General features: G+C 69.7%; 26 protein-coding genes and 2 pseudogenes. 15 read left to right on the forward strand and 13 right to left on the reverse strand.

Features of this window, described 5'->3' with window-relative positions; all coding sequences use genetic code 11:
• Positions 1-1049 precede the first annotated feature (1049 nt).
• Entirely contained in the window at positions 1050-1532 is a 483-nt protein-coding gene (locus ACFY2B_RS44440) for a hypothetical protein (RefSeq protein WP_390768758.1), read from the forward strand.
• Positions 1533-1679: 147 nt separating this feature from the next.
• Here ACFY2B_RS44440 and ACFY2B_RS44445 read toward each other — a convergent pair whose 3' ends face one another.
• Complete coding sequence (locus ACFY2B_RS44445) at positions 1680-2018, reverse strand: ArsR family transcriptional regulator (RefSeq protein WP_390768759.1); 339 nt, start codon at positions 2016-2018, stop codon at positions 1680-1682.
• Between the two features lie 131 nt (positions 2019-2149).
• Here ACFY2B_RS44445 and ACFY2B_RS44450 point away from each other — a divergent pair, with 131 nt between their 5' ends.
• The gene (locus ACFY2B_RS44450; RefSeq protein WP_390768760.1) at positions 2150-2914 is read left to right on the forward strand and encodes an STAS domain-containing protein; all 765 of its coding nucleotides are present in this window, start codon (positions 2150-2152) and stop codon (positions 2912-2914) included.
• 89 nt (positions 2915-3003) lie between these two features.
• Here ACFY2B_RS44450 and ACFY2B_RS44455 read toward each other — a convergent pair whose 3' ends face one another.
• On the reverse strand, positions 3004-3210 hold the full coding sequence (locus ACFY2B_RS44455) for a transposase (protein WP_390768761.1): 207 nt from the start codon (positions 3208-3210) through the stop codon (positions 3004-3006).
• Between the two features lie 195 nt (positions 3211-3405).
• Between ACFY2B_RS44455 and ACFY2B_RS44460 the strand changes: the two genes are divergently transcribed.
• Complete coding sequence (locus ACFY2B_RS44460) at positions 3406-3945, forward strand: GNAT family N-acetyltransferase (RefSeq protein WP_390768762.1); 540 nt, start codon at positions 3406-3408, stop codon at positions 3943-3945.
• 13 nt (positions 3946-3958) lie between these two features.
• Here ACFY2B_RS44460 and ACFY2B_RS44465 read toward each other — a convergent pair.
• The 4 genes and pseudogenes from ACFY2B_RS44465 to ACFY2B_RS44480 all read right to left on the reverse strand — a co-directional run.
• Positions 3959-4217: pseudogene (locus ACFY2B_RS44465) on the reverse strand (DUF5994 family protein); the annotation flags it as partial.
• 231 nt (positions 4218-4448) lie between these two features.
• Positions 4449-4829, reverse strand: a complete 381-nt coding sequence (locus ACFY2B_RS44470; RefSeq protein WP_390768763.1) for a hypothetical protein — start codon at positions 4827-4829, stop codon at positions 4449-4451.
• Positions 4829-5503, reverse strand: coding sequence for a hypothetical protein (locus ACFY2B_RS44475; RefSeq protein ID WP_390768764.1), 675 nt, complete (start codon positions 5501-5503; stop codon positions 4829-4831). Before ACFY2B_RS44475 ends, ACFY2B_RS44470 begins: the two co-directional genes overlap by 1 nt.
• Entirely contained in the window at positions 5494-6069 is a 576-nt protein-coding gene (locus ACFY2B_RS44480; RefSeq protein WP_390768765.1) for an RNA polymerase sigma factor, read from the reverse strand. Before ACFY2B_RS44480 ends, ACFY2B_RS44475 begins: the two co-directional genes overlap by 10 nt.
• Before the next feature lie 153 nt (positions 6070-6222).
• On the opposite strand from ACFY2B_RS44480, the gene ACFY2B_RS44485 reads away from it, so the two are divergent.
• The 5 genes from ACFY2B_RS44485 (at position 6223) to ACFY2B_RS44505 (ending at position 8730) form a co-directional block, all read left to right on the forward strand.
• Positions 6223-6705: an Asp23/Gls24 family envelope stress response protein gene (locus ACFY2B_RS44485; RefSeq protein WP_390768766.1), complete on the forward strand. Its 483-nt coding sequence runs from the start codon at positions 6223-6225 to the stop codon at positions 6703-6705.
• 43 nt (positions 6706-6748) lie between these two features.
• Positions 6749-6949 (forward strand): hypothetical protein, encoded by a 201-nt coding sequence (locus tag ACFY2B_RS44490; RefSeq protein ID WP_390768767.1) that lies wholly within the window; start codon positions 6749-6751, stop codon positions 6947-6949.
• Entirely contained in the window at positions 6946-7353 is a 408-nt protein-coding gene (locus ACFY2B_RS44495; protein WP_390768768.1) for an Asp23/Gls24 family envelope stress response protein, read from the forward strand. Before ACFY2B_RS44490 ends, ACFY2B_RS44495 begins: the two co-directional genes overlap by 4 nt.
• 113 nt (positions 7354-7466) lie before the next feature.
• Positions 7467-8093, forward strand: coding sequence for a DUF6286 domain-containing protein (locus ACFY2B_RS44500; RefSeq protein WP_390768769.1), 627 nt, complete (start codon positions 7467-7469; stop codon positions 8091-8093).
• Positions 8094-8121: 28 nt separating this feature from the next.
• Positions 8122-8730: an alkaline shock response membrane anchor protein AmaP gene (locus tag ACFY2B_RS44505; RefSeq protein ID WP_390768770.1), complete on the forward strand. Its 609-nt coding sequence runs from the start codon at positions 8122-8124 to the stop codon at positions 8728-8730.
• 320 nt (positions 8731-9050) lie between these two features.
• Here the strand turns inward: ACFY2B_RS44505 and ACFY2B_RS44510 are convergent, their stop codons facing one another.
• Positions 9051-9986, reverse strand: a complete 936-nt coding sequence (locus ACFY2B_RS44510; protein ID WP_390768771.1) for a ParB N-terminal domain-containing protein — start codon at positions 9984-9986, stop codon at positions 9051-9053.
• 2 nt (positions 9987-9988) lie between these two features.
• Entirely contained in the window at positions 9989-10879 is an 891-nt protein-coding gene (locus ACFY2B_RS44515) for a hypothetical protein (protein WP_390768772.1), read from the reverse strand.
• A gap of 4 nt (positions 10880-10883) precedes the next feature.
• Here ACFY2B_RS44515 and ACFY2B_RS44520 point away from each other — a divergent pair, with 4 nt between their 5' ends.
• Both ACFY2B_RS44520 and ACFY2B_RS44525 read left to right on the forward strand, forming a co-directional pair.
• The gene (locus ACFY2B_RS44520) at positions 10884-11195 is read left to right on the forward strand and encodes a tyrosine-type recombinase/integrase (protein WP_390768782.1); all 312 of its coding nucleotides are present in this window, start codon (positions 10884-10886) and stop codon (positions 11193-11195) included.
• Positions 11196-11399: 204 nt separating this feature from the next.
• Positions 11400-11882 (forward strand): DUF5994 family protein, encoded by a 483-nt coding sequence (locus ACFY2B_RS44525; RefSeq protein WP_390768773.1) that lies wholly within the window; start codon positions 11400-11402, stop codon positions 11880-11882.
• Positions 11883-11928: 46 nt separating this feature from the next.
• On the opposite strand, the gene ACFY2B_RS44530 is transcribed toward ACFY2B_RS44525, so the two are convergent.
• The 3 genes from ACFY2B_RS44530 to ACFY2B_RS44540 all read right to left on the reverse strand — a co-directional run bounded on the left by ACFY2B_RS44530 (position 11929) and on the right by ACFY2B_RS44540 (position 14974).
• On the reverse strand, positions 11929-13122 hold the full coding sequence (locus ACFY2B_RS44530; RefSeq protein WP_390768774.1) for a PP2C family protein-serine/threonine phosphatase: 1194 nt from the start codon (positions 13120-13122) through the stop codon (positions 11929-11931).
• 135 nt (positions 13123-13257) lie between these two features.
• On the reverse strand, positions 13258-13770 hold the full coding sequence (locus ACFY2B_RS44535; RefSeq protein WP_376534303.1) for a DUF5994 family protein: 513 nt from the start codon (positions 13768-13770) through the stop codon (positions 13258-13260).
• 229 nt (positions 13771-13999) lie between these two features.
• Positions 14000-14974, reverse strand: a complete 975-nt coding sequence (locus tag ACFY2B_RS44540; protein ID WP_390768775.1) for an STAS domain-containing protein — start codon at positions 14972-14974, stop codon at positions 14000-14002.
• Between the two features lie 379 nt (positions 14975-15353).
• Here ACFY2B_RS44540 and ACFY2B_RS44545 point away from each other — a divergent pair, with 379 nt between their 5' ends.
• Together ACFY2B_RS44545 and ACFY2B_RS44550 are read left to right on the forward strand one after the other, a co-directional pair.
• Positions 15354-15671, forward strand: a complete 318-nt coding sequence (locus ACFY2B_RS44545; protein WP_390768776.1) for a hypothetical protein — start codon at positions 15354-15356, stop codon at positions 15669-15671.
• A gap of 422 nt (positions 15672-16093) precedes the next feature.
• Entirely contained in the window at positions 16094-16438 is a 345-nt protein-coding gene (locus ACFY2B_RS44550) for a hypothetical protein (protein ID WP_390768777.1), read from the forward strand.
• A 436-nt stretch (positions 16439-16874) separates the two neighbouring features.
• Here ACFY2B_RS44550 and ACFY2B_RS44555 read toward each other — a convergent pair.
• Positions 16875-17116, reverse strand: a pseudogene (locus tag ACFY2B_RS44555) (IS5/IS1182 family transposase); the annotation flags it as partial.
• 8 nt (positions 17117-17124) lie between these two features.
• On the opposite strand from ACFY2B_RS44555, the gene ACFY2B_RS44560 reads away from it, so the two are divergent.
• The gene (locus tag ACFY2B_RS44560) at positions 17125-17487 is read left to right on the forward strand and encodes a VOC family protein (RefSeq protein WP_390768778.1); all 363 of its coding nucleotides are present in this window, start codon (positions 17125-17127) and stop codon (positions 17485-17487) included.
• A 74-nt stretch (positions 17488-17561) separates the two neighbouring features.
• Here ACFY2B_RS44560 and ACFY2B_RS44565 read toward each other — a convergent pair whose 3' ends face one another.
• Complete coding sequence (locus ACFY2B_RS44565) at positions 17562-19067, reverse strand: SulP family inorganic anion transporter (RefSeq protein WP_390768779.1); 1506 nt, start codon at positions 19065-19067, stop codon at positions 17562-17564.
• Positions 19068-19468: 401 nt separating this feature from the next.
• Between ACFY2B_RS44565 and ACFY2B_RS44570 the strand changes: the two genes are divergently transcribed.
• Positions 19469-19882 (forward strand): MerR family transcriptional regulator, encoded by a 414-nt coding sequence (locus ACFY2B_RS44570; protein ID WP_390768780.1) that lies wholly within the window; start codon positions 19469-19471, stop codon positions 19880-19882.
• Positions 19883-20107: 225 nt separating this feature from the next.
• Positions 20108-22300, forward strand: coding sequence for a SpoIIE family protein phosphatase (locus ACFY2B_RS44575; protein WP_390768781.1), 2193 nt, complete (start codon positions 20108-20110; stop codon positions 22298-22300).
• Positions 22301-22561 lie beyond the last annotated feature (261 nt).

The raw sequence follows: 22561 nt of genomic DNA on the forward strand, positions 1-22561 counted from the left end.
TATTACCCATCCACAAACAAAAAAACCCTAAAAACCCCGAGGCGGGTCGGCGGGGGCCCGGGGCCCAACCCGCGGGGGGGCCCCCCCCACCCCCCGGCCCCCCGCCCCCCCCGGGCGGGCGCCCCCCCGGCGCCATGCAGAGACGGATGATGAATCGGCTCGGGATCGGTGGCGGATGCCGACCGGAAGGCCCGTAGCCGGGCGAGGGCCGCCGATGCACAGGTGGGGCGCCCAACGTCCGCCGCCGCCGTGACGACAACGCGGGCCGAGAAATTGACACCTGAGAGCGCAGCCAGCGGGATGGCCTGCGCGGCAACGGGCACTCGGCAGGGCAAAGGCAAGCCACCAGTGCGAGGAAGAGAGGCCAGGTCATGGTTGAGCACAGATCGTCCTCGATGCTTACCGCGCCCCTGCGGACGGCAGCCTCAGCGGTACGAAGCGTGCCCGGCGCCGGGACAGTGTCCAGGGCAGGCCAGGACATGCTGGACAAGATCGGAGTGGTGTCGCCCCGCGGGCGGAGACTGGCGGTCTACACCGGGGCCGGGGTGCTCGCGGTGGCCGGAGTGGTCGAATGGCCCGTCGCCGTCACAGGCGCAGCCGTGGCCTGGCTCACCCAGCCCCGACCGCAGTCTCATGCAGAAACCAACGGACCAGGTTTGCCTTCGTCGGCCAGTGGTGGGTCATCCGCGGGCGCACTCGAAGCCGCCGGAAAGCAGCCGCCCACTGAAGCGGGGCGTTCCGAGTCGCCGGAGCAGGACGGCACATACGGTCCCGGGCGCGCCACCGCCCTCAGACCTGTCAACACGGTGGTACCTCCTGGTCGTACCACCCTCTGAGCATCGTCCGCCGGGGAGGACCGGGAGAAGTCCTCCCCGTGCTCCACCCCTCCTGGAGATGGCCGCAACGGGTACTCGGAGCCCGTTGCGGTTCATCAGCCCGTTTCGGCGCCCCTGCGACGTCTGAATCCGGGCCGGCGGCCTCAGCCCCGCCCTGTGAGGGCGGCGGCAGTGGACGCAGGCCCTCCACGATCACCGGACCGGAGAAGGATCATGGAATACAAAGCACTGAGCATCTACCTCAATGATCACCTCGCCGGTGCCACCTTCGGGGAGGATCTGGCGTGGCGCATGGCACGGGAGCACAAGTCCTCGGCCACGGAGGGTGACTTCAGGCACTTGGCCGAGGACGTCTCCCAGGACCGGCTGAGCCTGCTTGCGCTGATGCAGTCGCTGCACGTGCCGCCGAGACGACACAAGGTGTACGGCGGGTGGGCCGCGGAGAAGATCTCCCGGCTGAAGCCAAACGGCCGTTTCTGGCGGCGCTCCGGACTGAGCACCTTGATCGAGTTGGAGTCCCTGCGCATGGGCATACAGGGAAAGCAGCAGTTGTGGCAGGCCCTGCTCCCGGTGGCCGGAGGGCCGAACGAAGCGCGGCTGCACCGGCTCCTTGACCGGGCGACGGCGCAGATGAAGACGGTGGACGCGTTGCACGGCACCGCGGCGCAGGAGGTGTTGGCCGGCCGCGGTGGCTGATGGAACCGGACGCAGTACAGCTCACAGCGCCACTCGCCGACCGTTCCGCACGTGGCGCGCGAACAGCGGCGGGCGGCCCGCCTGCCCTTGCGGCTCAAGACGCCAGCCGACTGCGCAACAGGCCCCGGACGACCGACATCACCCTCACTACCTCCGCCGCGCATCCTGGAGGACACGATTGCGGTCCGCTTCGTCCCGGACGAGCAACGACAGCAGTGCGGCGACGGTCAAGCCCGCTTCGGCCGGGTGTCGAAGGACCTTGCTCGAATCGACCAGGTAGACGTTTCCGCGCCCCTTCCGGCTGTGCGAGAGATAACCGTCCTCCTCCAGATCGGAGATGATTTTTTGCACAGCTCTTTCCGTGAGTCGGCAATGCAGGGCGATGTCGCGGATGCGCACGTTGCGTTTGTCGGCGATAACGGCCAGCACTCGGGCGTGATTGGTCACGAACGTCCAACCGTAGTGCGACTCAGGCGCTCCATCCATAACGCAACCTTATGTTCGTGAATTCATGTTTCCAAAAGAGCGAACTTGGTTTCGTGTAACTCTTGACGTACGGCCTGTGGACAAGGTCAGCTTGAAGTGACAACTGACGGGTTCCACGCAGAGGGGCAATCATGCCGGAACCTGTGCACGAGAAGCGGTCCACGGTTCGGGTCGACATGACCCGCGCAGACCTGCATCGCACGCCACCGCACGACCCGGTCATCGAGCCCCGCGCGGAGGGCGAACACATGCTCGTCACGGTGAGCGGCGACCTCACCCTAGACTCCTGCCGATACCTCCAGCACGCTCTGACCGGCGCGCTGAACAGTTCGGCCACCCACGTCGAACTCGACCTCTCCGAGGTGGACCGCTGCGACTGCTCCACGCTGAATATCCTGCTCAATGCCCGCCATGATGCGCAGTCACGGGACAAGTCGATCACAATTGTCGCCGTCGGCCCCGCCATCGAACGGGTTCTGGCTCTCACCGACACCCGCGCTCTCTTCTGCCGCCGGCCGACTGCCGAAATAGACGTCTCGGTTCCGTCGACAAGCCGCCCGCGGCCGAAGACCGTCGACGAAGACCTGCGCGTCGAGGTGGTACAGCTGCGGCGTGCCCTGCAGACCCGGCCCGCCATCGACCTGGCCCGCGGCATACTCATGGCCTCTTTCGCCCTGAGCGCCGACGAAGCCTGGCAAGTGCTGGTCGACGCCTCCCAGAACACGAACACGAAGCTGCATCGTGTGGCCGGCGAGGTGGTGACCACGGTGGGCGGTGCCCCCCTGGCTGGGCCCCTGCAACGGCACCTGATGACGGCGGTCGCAAGGGTGTGCACCGAGTCGCATGCCATGCCGCGGGGACACCGGTCTCCCCTCCGGCGCGCTAAGCATCGGTGACGCGCCGTCCGCTCGCCGCACAGCTGATCGGCCACCACGCTGAGACAGCCGCTCCGACCGGAACACGGCGTCGGCGCGGGCCGCCGGCCTCACGCCACAGGCCCGGCCGTCGCCAGCAGGTCTGCCCGGAAAAGGAATCCCAGCGCCAGCGGCAGCAGTTGCCAGCTGACGTCGTTGTCGAGCACGTACAGGATGCCGTGCATGCACAGCCGGTCATCCACTGGCTTCGGGCCGGGGGCCTTCCGGGGCCAGACCGGCAGCAACGGCTCGATCAGCGCCCACAGTTCATCCTCCACGATCCGCGTCCGGTTCCCCACGCCTCACGAACGGCGAAATCGTCGTACTGGTCACGCCCGGGGTCTTTGAGAAGTCTCCAGGTGGGCGGTTCGCCTGCCGAGCCTGGTGTGTGACGTCTTGTCACCATCTGTCAGCAGGTCCCCAGGGCACAGAACAGGCATGGCCGCTGGTAATCATGTGGGTGCCGAGTCCGTATGAGCACCGAGCGAGTCCATGCCTGCGCGCCCGCATCCCCGCGACGCCGTCCGCCCCTCGGCCTGGAGGGCCTGCCAGCCCGCCACCGCCCGGCCACCCAGGTGGCCCTTGAGGGTGCCGGTTTCGCCGGCCGTGACCTGTGGCGTTACATGCGCGCGGACCTCCCGATCACCGGCCTGCCGCACGTCGCGCACTGCACCGTCACCGACTGCGAGGACCCGCCGGGCAAGCGCCTGGAAGTCCGTGAAGGCGGGGAACTCCTGGCGGAGGCCACCATCGGCCGACCTCTCGTCGGCATCGGGGTGCTGTGGTGGATCGGCGTCGCCCAGGCCGCCCGGGGGCGGGGCCTGGGCTTGGCGCTGCTCGGCAGCGCCCTGGACCTGCTTAAGGGCCTGGGTGCGGTCGAGGCGATCCTGTCCGTCGACGACGACGCACCCGCCGGGGGCCCGGAACGGGACCGCACCGCCGCCAACGGCATGTACGACCGGGCCAGCTTCACCGAGGTCGACCGGCTGCACTCCTTCACCCGCCGCCCGTAGACCATCTCCGGGAAGCCTACGTGCACCACGTGCCCTTGGACGGGCACCTTTCGCGGGATGACCGGCCAGAACGTGGGGTTCGCCCTTACTCGGGTGATCCGCCCCCACAGCGGGTCGGGGACCTCGATGAGCGCCGGAAGCTCCGCAGTCAGGTCGCGGGAGCGGGACCACCAGGCACCGTCGATCAGTGCCGGAGCGGTGCCGAGGGGTGCCAGGACGAGTCGGAGGGGCGACGAAGAAGGGATCCGGTCTTCTACCGCAGGCGTCAACAATGGTCGCGATCATGACGCCGGCCCAACCCCGGGCCGGTCGTGGCCGACCCGCTTGTCGTGAATCGCCGAGAACGACGTCAGCATGGAAGCCGGGGTACTCCTCGTCGGGGCCCGACAGACCGACGCAGAGCGATGGGTCGCACGGAATACGAGGCCCTGGCCGCCCGCCGCCGCAGTCGGCGCAGGAGGCGAAGGAGCGACGGTTCGCGGGGCCTGTGCGCGCGCCGCGGCTCATGCCGCGTCGTGCCGGGCGGCGATACCGGTCACCGTGACCGAGACGGTGACCGGCTCCGCGGCACCGAGGGCGGCGAGGTGGGAGACAAGGGCGGCACCCACCTGGTCGTGGACGTCCCGGGCGATGTCCAGCGCCCGCCGGCCCTTGGCCAGGACGCAGCGCACCTCGATGTGCCATCCCGAACCGTCCGGTGCCCGGTCGGCACGGATGCCGGCCTCGGGCGGCGTGCGGTGAGGCGTGGTTGTGTCCGCCCGGGTGGGCGCGGCGGCTGCCGCGAGGCGGTGGGCGAGGCGGGGTTGCAGGCCGGTTACGCCGGGGACCGCGAGGGCGGCCTCGGCCGCGACGCTGAGGAGCGCGGTGGTGCCGGTGGCGGTCATCACGCGCCACCGCCCGTCGGGAGGCGGGGGCCGAGGGTTGGCCCCGGCTCCAGTACGTCGACCACGGTGATGTCGACGGCCGTCACGGCGAGCCCCAGGTCCTGTCCGGCCGAGTGGAGGACCGATCGGCGTACCTGATGGACCCGGTCGGGCAGCGGGCGGTCGAGGGCGGCGGCCAGGGTCATGGTCACCCGCACGTCGGTGCCGTTGCCCTCGGGTACGAGCCGGCAGGCCGCAGCCGCCTTGACACCGGGAACTGTGTCCGCGGCCTGCCTCAGTACCTTCGCCGCGGCGCTTTCGGCGATCCGAAGTTCGAGGTCCGGGTCGGCCAGGGGCAGCAGCCGCCCGAGCCGGATCTCTGCCCTGACGACGTTCATGACGCGTTCGGCGAGTGCGTGCAGGCCGGGAGGGTCCTCGGCGCGCAGCGCCCGGGTGGCCGCGTTCACCGTGGCCAGTCCCTCGACGGCCTCGCGGCAGTGAGGACAGGACACCGTGTGCGGGTCCGCGGCCGGTGCCGCGTCCTGCGCCTGTTCCCAGACCCGGCTGAGCAGGCGGCCGCAGGGCAGTACCTCATCGCCTGCGAACGGGGGCATGTCGGCGGCGGCTGAGCCGTCGCGGGGCCGGTCGGCTCCGGGCGGTTCGGAAGGCCGCGTGTGCGGGTCGTCTAGCGCCATGGGCCCATCGCCTCCTGCAGGGATCGGCGTGCCCTGAACAGTCTGCCGCGTACCGTCTGCTCGCTGGTCCGCGTCACGTGGGCTATCTCCTTGTAGGGCAGGTCCTGCACCTCCCGCAGGATCCAGCAGACCCGCTGTTCGGCCTCCAGCTCGGCGAGCGCGCGGGACAGGGCGGCCGTGGCCGAGTTTTGCTCGGCGGTCCGGGCCGGCTGGCTCCATGCATCGACCGTCGCGGGTTCGGCGACGGTGTCCAGGGGGAGGGGCGGCGGTCGGCGGCGGCGCATGGTCAGGCAGCGGTTGACGGTGATCCGGTACATCCAGGTGCGGAACTCCGCGCTGTGGCGGTATTCCGGCAGTCGCCTCCAGGCGCTGACGAAGGCGTCCTGAACGGCCTCTTCGGCGTCCTGGGGGTTGCCCAGCATGCAGCGGGCCAGGGCCAGGAGGGACCGGCTGTGCCGCTGGACGAGCACGGCGAAGGAGTCGTCGTCTCCCTCGGCCGCCCGTACGGCCAGCAGGCGGTCTGGCAGGTCGCCTCCCAGTCGTGGGGAAGCAGTGCGTTCGGTCATGACGCTCCCACGCAGGCTCGGACAAGCGGGTACCCCCCACACGGGACTGTGATGCATGTCACACATCATGAGCGTGAGGAGTGCGCCGCCCCGTACGTCGAATGTGCAACGGGCGCCACTCCGGTGTCCGGCCGACCGATCGAGGCGACCGCCATGACGGACAACATGACCAGCGTCGGCGGGGGCAGCCAGCCCTACACCGGCGTGAGCGCGCTGAAGGGCCGGACCGGAGCCGGAGCTCCGGCCGAGACACGGGGGAAGACCACCATCGCGGACGGCGTGGTGGCCAAGATCGCCGGCATGGCCGCCCGCGAGGTACCGGGCATCTACAACCTGGGAGCGGGGATGGCCCGCGCCTTCGGCGCCATGCGGGAACGCGTCCCCGGCGGAGGCGGAGGCGTCACGCGCGGAGTGAAGGTCGAGGTCGGCGAGCGCCAGGCCGCCGTGGACCTGGACGTCGTCGTCGAGTACGGCGTCCCCATCGTCGACGTCGCAGGCGGCGTGCGCACCAATGTCATCAGCGCCGTGGAGCGGATGACGAGCCTGGAGGTCGTCGAGGTGAACATCGCGGTCGACGACGTCCATCTCCCCGACGAGGAGGAGGAAGCCGAACCGGACGAGGGCCGCGTGAGGTGATCCACCGCCGCGCCCTGCACGGGCACGGGAGATCGCGCACACGGTGACGTACCTGCGCGAGACGGGTGAGTGCATGATGAACGCAGCAACGACGGGCCTCGTGGCGGGCATGGCCCTTGGTTTCGCCGGGTATTTCGGCGGCTTCTGGGCATTTCTGCTCGTTCTGGTCCTGGGTACGGCGGGGCTGATCGTCGGCCTCGTCGTGCAGGGCGATCTCGACGTCCCGACTCGGAGGCGGCGGTGAGGACCCGGCCCGGTTCCCCCGGCGAGGCGTCCGGCCCACCGGCGCCGACCACCGGCCTGCCGCCCCCGGCCGAGCGGGGCGCTACTGTCATCCCGGACAGAGTGGTCGCCCGTATCGCCACGCAAGCGGCACGCACGGCCCAGTCCCGGCGTGCCGCCGTACCGCCGGACCGGGGCGGGCCGACGGCACCCAGCGCCTCCGCCGCCGTCCGTACCGGATCGGTGCGCCTGCATCTGGCCCTGGACCTGCCCTACCCCACCGACATCCCCCATGTCTGTGAGCGGATCCAGCAGGACGTCGCCGAACGGGTGGCCCAGCTGACCGGCTTGCGGGTGGGAGAGGTCACCCTCACCGTCCGGCAGCTGGTGACCGCCGCCGACACCAGCCGGGGGCGGGTCCGGTGAACGGCCACGCGGCGGCCTGAGCGCCGGGCACGCCGCGCAGAAAGGGGCACCCCATGACACCCGACCCCGGTCCTCCCGGCCGCAGCTCTGCGCCGTCCGCTCACCGCGCCACGGTGCCGCTGACAAAGGAGCCCGATCCACCCGAACGTGACGTGTCCGGCCGTGATCGCAGGGTCGGTGATCGCGACAGCGGGCACCGAACCCACCGGCCATGGTCCGCGCGCCGCATCTCGGCAGCGCTGGTCGCCTCGGTGATCCTCGTGGCGGCGGTCGCGGCGCTGGTCGACGTCATCGCCGTGCGGGCGGGACGCCCGGCGGCGGCCTGGCGACGGCACCTGGCCGACGAACTGGCCACCCGCCCGGTGGACGACGTGTGGATGCTCACGGGAGCCGCCGTGGCCGCCGCCGTCGGCGTCTGGCTGATCGTCCTGGCCCTCACCCCCGGTCAACGCCGCTGGCTCCCCCTGCGCGCCCCCGCCGACTGCCCCCGGCTGCGGGCCTCCCTTGACTGCGACGGTGCCGCCGGCCTGCTGCGTGACGCCGCGATGCGGGTCCCCGGAGTCGGCGCGACGCACGTCCTGGCGCGCCGTCACCGCGTCAAAGCCCGCGCGGAGGTCCGCTTCCGCGACCCCCAGCAGGTGAAGGACGACCTCACCGCCGTCCTCGACGAGGAGCGTGACCGGCTGGCCCTCGCTCGTCCTCCACGCATCGTCGTACGGGTGCGGCAACGCACCCACTGACCGACAACCGCACCACCGGGAGCCCGCCATGACGCCGCGACCCGCACTCAACCGCAGTCTGCTGGCCCTCACCGGGATGGTCCTGCTCGGCGGCGGACTGCTGGTCCTCTTCGCCGGGCTCGACCTCTACCGGCGGCACGATCTGGTCCCGCCCGCCGGCTGGCCCCTGACCACGCCGGCCGACGTCCTGCTCGGCTCCGCCGACCGGGCACGCTGGAGCAGCCAGGGCTGGTGGTGGTGGCCCGCGGTCATCGCCGCCCTCGTCCTCACCGCCCTGCTCGCCCTGTGGTGGCTGCTCGCCCAGCTGAGCCGACGCCGCCCCGGCTCACTGCCCGTCGGCGGCACACCACCGCAGGAGGGCGTCGAACTGCGCGACCGCGCGCTCAGCGACGCGATCGCGGCCGAAGCCGGTGCCCTGCCGGGGGTCGAGCACGCGGCCGTACGCATCACCGGCCGACCCGCCCATCCCCGCGCCCGCGTCAGGCTCACCCTCACCCCCGAGGGCGCGCCCGGTACCACTCTCGCTGCCCTCTGCGACGGCCCGCTGCGCACCGCTCGTCGGTCCACAGGCATCCCTGACATGCCCACCGAGGTCCGCCTGAAGTCCGTCCGCCACAAGCCGCACCGCGCGGAGTAGGAGGAGACCGACCGTTCCCGTCTCAACCTCTCATGGTGCCCCCGCGATCACCCGGCTGACCAACCTCCTGCCCGCTCGGGGCTCCTGACACGTTCGTTAACGCCCACTACAGCCCGGCTCCGGGATCGTCGGTGTCCACAGTCCGCAGTGGCCGGTCCCCCTTGTCGTCGAGCTGGGCGAGTTCGTGTTCGTAGTCGACGGTGACGGACCCGTAGTAGTTCACGGCCGAGCTGCGGGCCGGGGAGATGTGCGCCAGGACCTCGTGTTACGAGTTCTGAAGCTCCACGGTTCCCCCTGCCCGTTCGGGGCTGGAGACTGCGTCACCGCGGGGGGAGGTGTCGCGGGGGGAGGTGTCGCTTGTCCTGAGCCGTGAGCACATCCAGCACGCGCCACGGCTCATTCTCGGGCACAGTACCGTCCTGCACCATGCGGTCGATCGCAGCTCGTACAGCAGTCGCGGTCTCCACCGAGATCTCCCGAATGCCGAACACAGCCTCCAGTGGCGCCGTCCCCTCCCGGTTCGCCTTCCCTGTGGCCGCGTCGCACCAGCCCTCGGCCAACTCCCCCAGGTGCCGTTCGAACACGGAGAGGATCACACCGAGCGCCGTGGCACTGTTGCCGATCTTGTACGCGGCCCGTGAGGTCTCCAGCGCATCAAGCACCAGCTCATACTGCTCCAGCCCTGCAACCCATCGGCGGTCTGCGGTCGCGGTCGACCGGGCTGCGTCGAACGCGGCCTCCGCACGCTCCAGTTCGTCGGGCAGGAACATGAACTGCACGCTGGCGAAGTCAAGGTTGGCCTCGCCCAGTGAGGTGACGTCGACCTTCTCCAGAAGATCCAGTGCCTTGTCGTCCAGGCCCGTGTACTGGCGCCACTCCACCGACTCCAGCTCGTCGTACAGTTCCTTCAGGATCGCCGGATCGTCCTGTCCGGCAATGGCGTTGTGCGACAGCTGGAGCGCGATCTGCCGCTGCCGGGGCAGTGGCTCGTCTATCTGCATCCACCAGATCGACGACAGGCCGGCCTCGATCGCGGCCAGGGTCCGGTGGTTACCCGACAGCACCACCAGCCGCCCCGTGTCACGGTCGTTCCACACCAGCGGGGTCGAGGTCAGGTGGCCGTCCCGCTCGATGTTGGCAACGAGTTGCCGGAACTGCTCGTGCGGCAGGAACCGGGCGTTCACGTCCAGCAGGGTGAGCGTGTGCGGGTCGCCCTGCACCATCTGAGGCGGGGCGAGCCGGCTGGTCTCCTTCATGGTCAGACTCCCGTCTTCGTCGTCGTGGCACGGGCGCCCCATCGCTTCGCCCACAATTGAAGGGCTTCGGAGAGCGTGTGCCCGCCCATCAGGCCCTGGTACTGGAGCTGGTACTGCCAGCAGTCCTCATTCGATGGGCCGCGTTTGGTCAGCCGCAGCAGCCCGCGGTACTTCATCGACACCGGGTTGTTGCTGAACGCCGTCGTGGACACCGCCCGTATCCGGCGCGAGTACGCCCGCTGGCACAGCAGTTGGGCCTCGGTGCTGGTGGCGGCGAGCACGATCAGCTTCGACAGCCGCGGGTAGTCCGTCGGTGCGACAGCGAAGTCAGAGAGGAGGTATGCCTCGTCCGGGGTGTAGCTGCTCGGGGCCATCGCGAAAACGCCGAGCACCCGGTCCTTCCCGTCCTTGACCGCCACCGCGAGGTCAGCTGCGCCGGGCGCGATGCGCGGGTTGAGATACCGAGAGCGCAGCGCGTTGAACTGACCGGACTTGAGCAGAGCGAGTTTGAGCGGGCCGACCAGCACGTCACCGGCTCTCAGTCGCGGTGCCTTGACCGGCTCGATCGGCTGACGTGGGGCGACGATCCGCGTCGGCGCGATGGAGGCGTAGACATAGAACGGGGCTGCGCGCGGGGTGGCCTTGATGACGCCGCGCAGGTAGGGGTGCAACTCGGGCACGTCGTGGTTGGAAGCGGTCAGCCAGTACGGCCGGTCCGTGATCGCGCCGAGGACGTCGACCACGTCGGCGTCGGACAGGGGCTCGTACTCGGGGGCGTCCCAGTTGAAGTGGGTGTTCAGCGGCTCGTACAGCCTCTCGTACCCGCCTCCGTAGAAGGAAGGGAAGGAGCAGACCGGGGCATCGCGAGGCACCTTCTGCAGCCAGGAACGCACGTACCTGCCGCCCGTCCGGCTTCACGATCTCCGCCACTGCGCAGCGACGCTCTCCCTGGCCGCCGGCATCCACATGAAGAAGATCCAGACTCTCCTCGGCCACAGCAGCTACTCACTGACGGCCGACACGTACACGTCAGTGCTGCCGCAGTTCGAGAGGGCCGAGGCGGATGCAGCCCTTGCCGTCGTCCCACGGGCCGAGAGCCCGGAAAAGGCCCAGACCGACCCCGAACTCCCGGGCGACGAGCAGGAGGCGCCCGACGCCCCCGCCGACGAGACCGAGGGGCCCGATGTTCCCGACGGGAGGGCCGCCTGACGGCGCGTTCCCAGAAGGTTCCCAGCACCCAGGAGAAGGGCCCTCCTCCGTGATCTCCCCACAGGAGGGCCGGGCCCTTCTCACGTTCATCCTGTCCCCGGGCAGCCGGCCTGCCAGAACGGATTCGCCGTGGTACGAGGAGTAGCGTGGAGACGGCGAGGCGAGTCCCGTGATCGCACCGATTCCCGAAGACGGGTGATCCTCATGACCGGCTCCGATGCGCGGCCTGTTTCCCGGCATCTGCCCAGTGGTGTTCACGAAGCCGTGCAGCCGGGGTGTGCGCTGCTCCGGCTGGAGACCACGGAGGCACGCGAGGGTGTCCTCGACGGTGCGTGGTGGCCGCGGTCGCGCGACATCGGTGCCGAGCTGCCCGCGCTGCTGAGCGCCCTCGTCGGCCACCTCGGCCCCGTCACACGCGTCGGGCTGGACGCCACGGCCTGGGAAGGGCTCCCGACGCGGATCGTCGTCGAGGACCGGGTGGTGCGCATCGACTCTTTTCCGGTGGGCGACGACACCGTCCTGATCACTCGCGGCGATCAGGACATCTTCTCGTTGCTGGTGGTTCCGCCGGACACGGCACCCGAGGCCGCCCGTGCCGCGATGGCTCAGGCCGTCCGGGCCGACAACGTCACCCGGGCGGAACAGATTCTCATCGACACCGGAAGCGCACAGGTGCCGCCGGACTGAGAGCGTGCCGTGGGCGGCGGAGCGACACCGGACGACACCGGTGAGGTCAGCCGCGCCACTCCACCAGGAGCAGCGTCGCGTCGTCCGTGGTGTGTCCGCCCCGCGCCCGCTTGAGCGCGTGGGACAAGGAGCGCGCCACCGTCCGGATCCCGCGGCCGGATCTCTCCAACTGGTTCACCCAGCCGATCAGCTGACCCTCTCCGAACTGATCTTCACCCGTCGCGTGTTCCTCGATCAATCCGTCGGTGAAGCAGAGGAGACGGTCCCCGGGCTCCAGCTTCATCTCGCACAGTTGCGGCTCGGGACCGCCGAAGCCGACAGGGAGGGTCGTCGGACCGGTCAGCCGGAGGGCCACACGATGATCACGGACGACCATCGGTGACGGGTGCCCGGCGTTGACCCACTGAAGATGTCCCGTCGTGGTGTCCAACTGCAGCATCTGCGCGGTCACGAAGTGCTCGGGGCCGAACTGGTCCGCCACGGCGCGGTCCATGAAGTCGTAGATCTCCGGCAGCCCGGTGCCGGCGCGGCGGGCGTGGCGGTAGGCACCGATGGCCACGGTGGCCATCGTGGCCGCGTCCAGGCCGTGGCCCATCGCGTCGATCATGGCCACGTGCAGGACGTCTCCGTTGAGGGCGTAGTCGAAGCTGTCCCCCGCCACGTCATAGGCGGGTTCCAGGATCCCGGCCACGGCGACCCGAGGCATGATCATCGCCAGCGGTGGCAGCAGGGACCACTGGATCTCCGCGGCGACGCTCATCGGTTCACCGCGTCGGACACCGAAGAAAAGGTCGGAGTAGCCGTGCTTGGTCACCAGCAGGTCGGCCACCAGGCCGGCGATCCTGCGCAGGATACGGCGGTCGTGGTCATCGACGCCGTCCAACGTCACTGCCATGACCCCGACCTGGTCTCCGCCGTCCAGCAGCGGCAGGTGGACCCGCACGCCGTCGTCTTCGGGCAGCTCGACGGGGTGAGCGTCGAGAAAACAGCGGCCCGCCTCGGAGTCGTCGATCACCTGCGGTTCGCCCTCCGTGAGGCCGTCGCCGGGCAGGGGTACCAGCAGCAGTTGTCCGTAGTCCTGCAGCAGCACCTGCGGCCGGCGGCCCCCGAGGCGCTCCATTACGTCGGCGACCAAGGGCCCGATGAGATGGGGCGGCAGTTCGTGCGCGCGATCGAGGACCTCGCCCAGCAGAGCTTCCCCGAAGCTCTCGGAGCGGTCCGCGCACCGTCCGGTCGTCATCCACTCACCCGCCACGGGCCGGGCCGGCCAGGGGGCGGGCTGGGACGACGCAGGGTCTGCCGGTGTCATCGCTCCATCGAGGGGTCGTAGACGCCCGGATCGGCCGGGCATGTGGGCCCGACCGGATGGGGCTCCTCATCTGAGTCCGGCTCCTCCTTCCGACTCCCATGTGTCCTGGCCGTCGGGGCCGCACTCGGCGAGTGCGAGCAGGCGCGGAGCCGACAGCGAGTTCCCGGGGGCGGCGGCAGCGATCAGCAGCTCGGCAGCCGTTCCGGCCGGCTCGTCCGGTGGGATCACCAGCAGTTCCCAGCGCCCCACGGTGCCGCAGTCCACGGTGATGGCATGCGCCTCGGCGGCGAGGTCGGTCAGGACCACCTCGATCACATGCCCGGGCGCCATCACCTTCTGCGGGGCATCCGGCCAGGCGGCGGTCCCCACGGTGACATGGGTGACGGTGCCGACGCCCGGATCCAAGGAGCCGACCAGCGCGGGCAGCTCCAGTTCCAGTTCGGCGCAGCGCGGCCACCACGCCCCGTCCAGCGGGCCGTGGCTCGCGTCCCGCGTGAGTCGCAGCCGGGGCAAGGGCATCCGGTAGGTGTGTCCGTCACCTGGTGCCGGACCTTCGGAGGGCTTGGTGATGGCGTCCATAGTGCGATCCCGTCCCAGGCGGCCTCCGGCTGCCGGTGTCTGTCACTCGCCGGGAACGGCGCCGCCGTGGTCGTGCGCCCGAAAAGCTCTCGGTACGTGCCAGGCTACTCCGGCCGTGGCGGACGGCGCGGCGCACAGCCGGAGCGCGGAGATATATCCGTACGGCAGACGACGGGTGGCGTGACCGCCGCGACCGGCACGAACGCCGGCTCATCGCCCCTCCGTCACATCATCGGCGTACCGGGGACAGCCCTTCGGCGGGCAGGCTCAACACGCAGGGGGCGACGGGGCCGGGCAGCCCGACGACCTCACCCATGTTCTGCCAGCCCCAGGACGAGAAGGCGGCTTGTCCTGCCAGGTCGGCAGGGTGCAGCAGGGTGACCCCGAGGGAGGAGTGCAGGTCTGTGAGCAGACGCTGTTGCAGGCGGCGGGCGATATCGCGGTGCTGAGCGTGCGGATGGGCCACGACCTGGGTGAGGACCACGAACCGCGCGCGGGAGGTGAACCGCTGGATGGTCTCCTGGAGCGTTCCGTCGAACCCCCGCCGGCCGGAGCCGTCAGGGGCCACCGGAAAACCGAAGGCGCAACCGACCAGCACCGTAGTCTCGGCGACCAGCAGCGCGAAGCCGGGGCGGTGGGCCATGACCGCCAAGCGGCGCAGGAAGTCTCCACGGTCGTGGTAAGCCTCGCCGGGGGTGCCCGCGACGGACTCCGCAGCCAGGTCCGCGATGTCCTCGCGCATGCCTTCGACCTGCCAGCGGGTCAGCCGGCGAAGGCGGATCGCGTCCTTGAGGACCGGCTGGTCCGCCCGACGAACGGGGTCCTCGGGCATCCCCGTCGCGGTACTCATGAGGTCGCCGGGTACGGCGGGCGGCACGGGGCTCACAGGAGCCGCAAGGAGCAGCGAAGCAGATCCGGTGACAGCGAGGAGCTGGGTGATCTGCGCGCACGGGTGGTGCAGCCGCAGGGAGGCATGAACCCGGCCGGCCCGCCGTGACGCCGACAGGAGGACGTCCAGGCCCCTGGCGTCGCAGGCGCCGACCGTGGTCAGGTCGATGTCGATCACGGTGACACCGTCCAGCAAACACTGCTCCAGTGCGGCCCGCAGCAGCGGCGTCGTGGCCGGTCCGATGTCACCGGCGAGTGTGACGAGCGTCCGCTCCCCGCGGTTTCGCCGACGGATGTCCAGCCGGGAAAAGGCCATCACACTTCCCCGCGGCCGGGGCGTGGACCAGCGCGGGAACTCAGCGCGGCCCCAGCCAGGACGAGCCCCCGCGGGGTTGCTTCGATCGCGGCGGACATGATGCCGACCCGTCTCCGCGCCGACCACTGGGACGGCCCGGGGTCCGTCTCTCGCCGGGGACGACCCCGGCGTGGCGGCCGGAGTGCGTGATGCCCTCGGTACCTCAACCGTACGTCGCCCGCCACCGGAAGCGGCTGCGCCGAGGGTGCCAGGAGTAGGGTGGAGACAGTCGAGGGTACTTCGTACACCGGTGGCATGGCTGGTCTCGTCCTCGGCGCGCGGCACGGTTGGAGCCGCGTGACGCCACACGGGCTGTTTCCGGCCCGGGACAGGTTCCCCGATGACCACCGAATCCCTGCACTCACCGTACTCATCACTGACCGTGGACGCTCCAGATGCCCCTCCCACCGAGGGCAGGGTCGAGGTCCGCATCGTCTCCACGGACGCCGAAGCGGCCCGGCACGTCGCGGACGCTCTCCGGCTGCTGTTCGCCGGGGGCGAGCAACGCAGTTACCCGGCGTTCTCGTCGGGGAGAGGGACGCGTCTGCACCTCACGCTCGACCCCGAGCGGGGCTCCGGCCCGCTCCGCTCCTGGCTGGAGGCCAGCAGGCCGCAGGTCGACCGGACGCATCCGGGCGAGACGGCACAATGCGTGTGACCGCCGCGCGGCCCGTCGCCCGCCGGACCTCCGACCGCGGCGGGCCCCCCGCTCCTGCCGCCCCAAGAGTCCTCATGACCACCGTGTGACCCCACCCTTTCGTACGCCCGCCTTCCGCCCGGCTCCGGGAGCAGCGGGGGCAGGTTGCGCACTCAGAAATGATGCACTTCGGCAGGCGCCACGCTTCCGGCTACCAACTTGGGGACAGCGTCGTACCGTTATCAGCACATGGCCAGCGACCGTGACCAGGTCATCCCCGACTGGCTTGGGGCCATGATCGGGGGCGCTGGGGGAGCGGCTTCGGACTCCTCCGGAGGGGGTGCTGAGCGGACGTAGCGGCACGCGTGTGGCACGGCGCCTGGAACGGCGAAGGGCCCGCGGCACGGTCTGTGGATAGCCGAACTGGCGGCAATGTAAGGGCCTTGGACGCCCATGGGCTCGGAGAGCCGTTCTTTGACGTATCCGGCGAAACCACCATCGACGGAGAACGTGGTCTGCTGGGCGTCGCGTTCGAGGAGAAGGGCCGCGGTCGAGTGTCGGAGGTCGTGGAAGTGAATGCGGCGGGGGCCTGCCCGGCTGATGAGCCGGCCGAAGTGACGGGTGAGGTTGGCGGGGTCGAGAGGGCCGCCGGTCGGGGTGGTGGAGACGAGCCCGCTGCCCCTCCAGCCCGTCCCGACGGTTCGACGTTCGTCTTGCTGGCGTTCCCAGTGACTCTTGAGCGAGTAGACGCACTCGGTGGGCAGGGCGATGCGGCGCTGCCGATGTAGGCCGAGGCGGATGCTGCCCTCGCGGTCGTCCCACGTACCGGGAGTTCGCAAGAGGCCGGGTCTGACCCCGACCTTCCCGGCGACGATCAGGAGGCGCCCGACGCCTCCGCCGACGAGTCCGATGTTCCCGATGTTCCCGATGAGCGAGCTGCCAGACGGCGCGTTCCCAGAATGTTCCCAGCACACAGGAGAAGGGCCCTCCGTGATCCCCGCGGAGGGCCCTTCCCATGTCGATACAGGCTCTGACCTGCTGTTTCTCTGCGCCCCCGGCAGGATTCGAACCTGCGACACCCGCTTTAGGAGTTCGATCACTCCTCGGTACCACCAGGGAACCACTCGGTCACACTGGCCATGTCGGACCGCCTAAGAGTGCTGGCGTCCGGCGCCGTTGATGTCACTTATGGATGTCAGGGCGGCCTAATACTCCAAGTGCTGGTCACAGCCACTCGTTGATGGCCGCGACCAGCACGGTCGCCTCGTAGCGGACCGCCAACTTGTCGTACCTTGTGGCCACCGCTCGGTTTCTCTTGAGGCGGTTGATCCCGCACTCAACCGCGTGGCGCCCCTTGTAGTCGGCCGGGTCGAACTTCGGCGGACGGCCCCCACGGGAACCGCGCTTCTTGCGGTGGCGATCTGGTCGCGCTTCTCCGGGATCGTGCAGCGGATACCCCTACGACGACACCAGGGTGGCGCTGCGTTTCCTGGTCGACGTGCTGGGGTTCGCCGAAGTAGTCGCCGCGCCGGACGAGCAGGGCGGGATCGGGCACGCGGAGCTGCGCTGGCCTGGCGGTGGTGCGCTGGTGTTTGGTTCGACGAGGCACACGGACAGCGTGCACGGGCGGATGCGGGCGGGCGCCAGCGCGGTCTACGTGGTGAGCGACGAGGTGGACGCGGTGCACCGGCGGGTGGTTGACGCCGGTGGTGAGGTTCTCGAAGCGCCGCATGAGACGCGGTTCGGGTCGGGGGCTGCGGCGTACGTGTGCACGGTGCAGGACCCGGAGGGCAACCTGTGGACCTTCGGCACCTACCGGGGCCCTTCGCCGGAGTAGGGCGCCGGGAAGAGACGAGAGGGCCTCGGCCGGTGGCGGCCGGGGTCCGGTGCTGTGGGCGTGCGGCGCGGGGGTCAGTGGCTGCCGGTGAGTTCGCCGGTGAGCTTGCCGTGGAGATCCGCGCTCAGGTCGTTCAGGCCGGTGATTTCCACGGTCTTGCCGCGCTGGGAGTATTTGGTCTCGATCGCGTCGAGAGCGGCTACGGAGGAGGCGTCCCAGATGTGGGCCTCGGACAGGTCGATGACGATCTTGTCGGGGTCGCCGGCGTAGTCGAACTGGCCGACGAGGTCGTTGGATGAGGCGAAGAACAGCTCGCCGGTGACCCGGTAGACGACCGTGGTGCCGTCGGGGTCGAGGACGCTGTGGACGCGGGCGAGGTGGGCGACGCGCTTGGCGAAGATGACCATGGCGGTGATGGAGCCGACGACGACGCCGATGGCGAGGTTGTCGGTGGCGACCACCACGATCACGGTGATGGCCATGACGGCGATCTCACCGGCGGGCATCCGCTTGAGCGTCTTGGGGGCGATGGAGTGCCAGTCGAAGGTCGCGAAGGACACCATGACCATGACGGCGACCAGGGCGGCCATGGGGATGTCGGAGACGACGGGGCCGAAGGCGATGCACAGCACCATCAGGAACACACCCGCCAGGAAGGTGGAGAGGCGGGTGCGGGCGCCGGAGACCTTTACGTTGATCATCGTCTGGCCGATCATGGCGCAGCCGCCCATGCCACCGAAGCAGCCGGTGACGATGTTGGCGATGCCCTGGCCGATGGACTCGCGAGTCTTGGAGGAGTGGGTGTCGGTGATGTCGTCGACGAGTTTGGCGGTCATCAGCGACTCCATCAGGCCGACCAGCGCCATCGCGAACGCGTACGGGGCGATCGTCGTCAGCGTGTCGAGGGTGAACGGCACGTCCGGCAGGCCCGGTACCGGCAGTGAGGACGGCAGGGTGCCCTTGTCGCCGACGGTCGGCACCGCGATGCCGGCAGCGACCGTGATGACGGTGAGGATGACGATCGAGACGAGCGGCGCCGGGATCACCTTGGTGACCCTCGGGAAGAACACCATCAGCGCGAGCCCGCCGAGGATCAGCGGGTACACCGCCCACGGCACGTCGTGCATTTCGGGCACCTGCGCCATGAAGATCAGGATCGCGAGGGCGTTGACGAAGCCGACCATCACCGAGCGCGGCACAAAGCGCATCAGCTTCGCCACCCCGAGCGCGCCCAGGACCACCTGGATGACGCCGGCGAGGATGACGCCGGCGATCAGGTAGCCCAGGCCGTACTCGTGGTTCAGGGGGGCGATGACCAGGGCGATGGCGCCGGTGGTAGCGGAGATCATCGCGCGGCGTCCGCCGACGATCGAGATGACCACGGCCATGGTGAAGGAGGCGAACAGGCCGATCGCCGGGTCGACCCCGGCGATGATCGAGAACGAGATCGCCTCGGGGATCAGGGCTAGGGCGACGACCAGGCCGGCCAGGACCTCGGTGCGCCAGACCTTGGGGTTGTTCAGCCAGTCGGGCTTGAGGCCGCGCAGCCGCGCGGCGGGAGTCACAGCAGCAGAAGACAAGGAGATGCGTACCTGTCGTGCTCGGGCACACCACCGGACGGGCCGGGGGCGTGCGGGAGGAGGCGCGGGAGACCGGCCGGCATCCCGCGGGCGGCCCGAGGCGGGCCGGGAACTCGTGAAGGACGCGAGCCGGGGGCCTGGGCGGTGCCCGGCCGGGCAGGTCACGTCCGAGGGCGAAGGGTCACGGCGGGCAGGCGGCGGCGATCGGCGTCATGGGCTCGCGCACGCTCTCTCCTGCAAGAATCGGATCTTCGCCGGGGGCGCCATCGGCCCCGGAACGGCAGCAGCGGGGCAGCCGGACCGCCCTCATCTTCATCAACTCTACCCTAACGTTAGAGTAGAGGTCGGTGGGGTCGCACGGGACGCGGCCCGCCATAACGGGAAGGGCCAGGGACACGGGCGTGGACGACAAGCACATGCAGATCGGCGAGGTCGCCGCGCGGACCGAACTGTCCCTGCGCACCATCCGGCACTACGAGGAGACCGGCCTGGTCATTCCCTCCGCCCGGTCCCAGGGCGGCTTCCGGCTTTATACAGAGTCCGACGTGCAGCGTCTCATGGTCATTCGTCGTATGAAGCCGCTCGGTTTCACCCTGGATCAGATGCGTGACCTCCTTGATGTCACCGACCGCCTTGACCGCGCGGACTCCACTGGCGGTGCCGAGCGCGAGGCACTCCTGGAGCGGGTGAGGAGCTACGAGCAGGACGCCAGCCTCAAGATCGAAGAGCTGCGTATCCAGTTGACGCGTGCCGAGGACTTCGCTGCCACCCTGCGCGCCCGCCTTGATGCGGTCTCGTCCAAGCAGGGCGTCTGATCTGCTCCATCTCCGCTGCGCATGCGCTTCCAGCCCTCGGCGAGCTCGGCGATGCGAAGGTCGCCGACGCCTGCCAACTCGCGGAGGAGTCGGCTCGGTCGGGAAGATCGGCGGTGGGGTGGTCACCGTGACCACCTGCTGGGCGGATGAGCGCGTCTACTACCCGGTGCACGCCTGCCCCTACACCCCCGCCCATCATTCACGGAAAGAGCGGATAATCATCATATGGCGGTGTTGGACCGGCTCTGGTCTGCCTGGGATGCTCGGTCCTCGGACAGGTTCGCTCGGAGCCGGCGGCAAAAGGGCGCGCGTTCGCTGCTGAGTGGCCGAAGCGTCGTCGGCCAGATGTTCCTGCTGCAGCTGGCGGTCGTGGTCCTCCTTGCCATCGCAGGGGTTGTCCTGCTGTTCCTGACGACCCAGCGCCAGAGCATCCGCGAGGCCGGCAGTCGTTCGCTGGCCGTCGCGGAGGGCTTTGCCAGCTCTCCGGGAGTCGCAGAATCCCTGGCGTCCCGGCATCCCACCGCGTTGTTGCAGCCGCGGGTCCAGGAGGCCCACGGGCGCTCCGCTGTTGACTACGTGGGTGTCCTGAACCGGGACGGAACCTACGTAGCCCTCTCCTCTGCCGGCGGGTACGGCCCCGGTAATCACACCTCCACGGACATGGCTCCCCTGTTGGCCGGGCGGACTGTGAGGGAGGAGGCTGTCGGCGATCTTGGGCCTCTGATCCGGGCCTATGTCCCCGTCAAGGGACCCACCGGCTCGGTGGTCGGCGTGGTCGGCGCCGGGGTCACCGTCGAACACGTCAGTCAGAGGGTCATCGCGCAGCTGCCGGCCGTGCTCGGCGTCACCGCGGGCGCGGTGGCCGTCACCACGGGTGGTGCGGCGGTGCTCAGCCGACGGCTGTGGCGCCAGACCCGTGGCCTCGGCCCGGCCGAGATCACTCGGATGTATGAGCACCATGACGCGGTGCTGCATTCGGTGAAGGAAGGCGTCCTTATCGTGGACAAGGACGCCCGGCTGCTCCTCGCCAACGATGAGGCGCAGCGCCTACTCGATCTCCCCCTTGCAGCGGAAAGTCGGCATGCGGACGAGCTCAACCTCCCCCCACGCATCGCCGAACTCCTGACGTCTGGCCGTGAAGCGACCGACGAGGTGCACGCGGCAGGGGATCGGCTATTGGTGGTCAGTCAGCGGCCCACCGACCGGCACGGAGGCCCCCCGGGCAGCGTCGCGACCGTCCGCGATGCCACCGAGCTGCGCTTGGCTGTCATGCTGCAGCGCAGCCTCCTGCCGCACGGCCTCCCCGAGCAGAATGCCCTCGAGGTGGCCCACCGCTATCTGCCCGCCGAGGCCGGGGTGGGCGGCGATTGGTTCGACGTGATCCCCTTGTCCAGCGCGCGCGTCGCCCTCGTCGTCGGTGACGTCGTCGGCCACGGCGTGCACGCCGCCGCCACCATGGGTCGCCTGCGGACCGCCGTGCACAACTTCTCCACTCTGGATCTGCCCCCCGATGATCTCCTGTGGCACCTCGACGAGCTGGTCGACCGGATCGATCAGCAGGAGGCCGGCGGTGATGACGCGCTGATCACCGGGACCACCTGCCTGTACGCCATTTACGACCCGGTGACCGGGCACTGCGCCCTGGCCAGCGCGGGCCACCCCCCACCCGCCGTCGTCGATCCTGACGGCAATGTCACTTTCCTCGACGTGCCTGCCTCCCCTCCCCTGGGCATAGGGAGCGGCCTGCCGTTCGAAACCACCGACCTCCACCTGCCCGAGGGCTCCCGCCTCGTCCTCTATACGGACGGGCTCATTGAGTACCACCTTCGCGACATCGACACCGGCCTTGCTCTCCTACGCACCGCGCTGACCGGTCAACCGCACCTCTCCCCGGAGGAAACCTGCCGGCACATCCTCGACGTCATGCTGCCCCAGCACCCCAGCGACGACATCGCCCTGCTGGTGGCCCGCACCTGCCTTCTGGACCCCGCGCAGGTGGCCGAATGGGATGTGCCGTCCGACCCTGCCGCCGTCGCCCCCATACGCACCCAGTGCGCGCAGCGGCTGGAGGGGTGGGGACTGGAGGAGATCGCCTTCTCCACCGAGCTGATCCTCAGCGAGCTGACCACCAACGCCATCCGCTACGGCACCCAACCGATGAAAGTGCGGATGGTGTGCGACCTCAGCCTGATCTGCGAGGTCGCCGATGGTTCCAGCACCTCCCCCCACCTGCGCCGCGCCGCTACTTCCGACGAAGGGGGACGCGGCCTGTTCCTCGTTGCCCAGTACGCCCGGCACTGGGGCACCCGCTACACCTCCCGCGGCAAGGTCATCTGGACCGAGCAATCCCTTCACGATGGGGCCACAGAGCCCAGCGCCGATCTGGTCGACGCCCTCCTCGACCAGTGGGACGAATGACTTGTGCCCCCCTGCTAATTAGCTGTCATCATCTGTCGACGCTTGTCGTCGTTGGCCACCCTCGCACGGCCCACAGACGGCTCAGCCACAGGGGCCTTGCACCTGGTCACGCGGTCGATGGAACGACTTTGGCCGGGAGCTGCTTTGGCGCGAGTGATCATGGCCCCTAGATGAATGAGTCCAAGGGTTCGCCTGCGGGCATGGCGCGAGGGCGCCCATTGTCGATGTGTGACGAAAGACCTGGACACCCTCGCAACGGCA

It is taken from the genome of Streptomyces sp. NPDC001270, from assembly GCF_042896695.1.
In the GTDB taxonomy this organism is placed as follows: domain Bacteria; phylum Actinomycetota; class Actinomycetes; order Streptomycetales; family Streptomycetaceae; genus Streptomyces.